The sequence below is a fragment of the Streptomyces sp. NPDC002690 genome (assembly GCF_053592415.1).
In genome coordinates this window covers 1-1,468 of record NZ_JBSFVR010000722.1, presented here as the reverse complement: position 1 = coordinate 1,468, position 1,468 = coordinate 1, and the positions used below count along the sequence as shown (strand labels likewise).

The window sequence follows — 1,468 nt, the reverse complement described above, 5'->3', positions numbered from 1 at the left end:
CGGCCGCACCCGCTCCACCCAGTGGATCGGCGCGCTGAACTTCCAGGACCTGCTGCACGACACCCTCTTCTGGGACTCCTTCCGGATCGGCCTGCCCCGCCGGACGGACCGGCGGGGGCGTGCGGGGTCTCACCGGGTGCGGCGAGCAGGGGTCAGGCGCGGTGCTCTCCCGTGAGTGCCTCCGGCGACGCCTGGACAGCCTCGGCCGCCTGCGGCACCACGGCGCCGTCGTGCTCCGGGGCGGCGGCGGTCAGCACCAGGTCGGCCACCACCGGCCGCCCGTTCGACGCGCACACGGCGGGCCGGGCGTGCGGCGCGTAACCGGCGGCGGTCACGACCAGCACGAGGCCCGGCTCGGGAGCGGCGGCCAGCGCGTACCGCCCCGCTTCGTCGGCGACGGTCCGGCCGGCCTGCCGGCCCTGCCGGTCGACCAGGGTCACGGTGGCCCGCGCCACCGGCGCGCCCGCCGTGTCCCGTACCCGGCCGTGGAAACCGCCGGAGCCCGCGACGGACGGGGAGGCGACGGCCGACGGCGCGGACGCCCCGCCGTGCAGCACCGCGTCGATGGCCACCAGCGCCTCGGCCTCAGCGAGCAGCGCCTCGCTCTCGCTGTCGGCGACCAGCACCGGACGGGCGGACGGGCGCCGCGAGGGCAGGAACGCGGCCAGCACGAGACCGACCAGCACCGCCCCGGTCGCGATCAGGAAGGAGAGCCGGAACCCGTGCATCGAGGGAACCGCCACCCCGCCCGTGTGGAGCGAGGTGTTCGCCAGCACCATGCCGATGACGGCGCTGGACACCGAGGTGCCGATCGATCGCATCAGGGTGTTGAGGCCGGTCGCGGCCCCGGTCTCGGAGGCGTCCACCGCGCCGACGATCAGGGCCGGCAGCGCGGAGTAGGCGAGGCCGATGCCCGCGCCCAGCACCGTCGAGATCACCAGGGTCTGCCAGGCCGCGTCCATCAGCAGGGTTCCGGCGCCGTAGCCGACCGTGATGACCGTCATGCCGATGATCAGGGAGACCTTCGGGCCGCGCCGGGCGGCGATCCACGCGTACACCGGCGCGGTCATCATCATGGTCAGCCCCAGCGGCGCCATGCACAGACCGGCGACCACCATGGACTGGCCGAGGCCGTATCCGGTGGAGGTCGGCAGCTGGAGCAGCTGCGGCACGACCAGCGAAACGGCGTAGAAGGAGACGCCGACCATGATCGATACCAGGTTGGTCAGCAGCACCTCGCGCCGGACCGTGGTCCGCAGGTCCACCAGGGGCGCGGCGTTCCTCAGCTCGTACAGGGACCAGGCGACCAGGACCAGCAGGCCGCCGGCTATCAGGCCGAGCGTCAGCGGCGCGGTCCAGCCCCACTCGCTGCCCTTGGTGATCGGCAGCAGCAGGGAGACCAGGCCGAGTGAGAGACCGAAGGCGCCCACGTAGTCGAAGCTGCCGGGCGCGCGCATCGGCGGCTCGG

General features: G+C 74.2%; 1 protein-coding gene and 1 pseudogene. One reads left to right on the top strand and one right to left on the bottom strand.

Translation table 11 applies throughout. The annotated features are described in order from the left end of the window. A pseudogene (locus tag ACWD3D_RS37045) lies at positions 1-94 on the top strand (sugar ABC transporter permease); the annotation flags it as partial. A gap of 58 nt (positions 95-152) precedes the next feature. On the opposite strand, the gene ACWD3D_RS37040 reads toward ACWD3D_RS37045, so the two are convergent. Then, positions 153-1,468: MFS transporter (locus ACWD3D_RS37040; RefSeq protein WP_451465020.1), on the bottom strand; the 1,316-nt coding region annotated here is incomplete at its 5' end.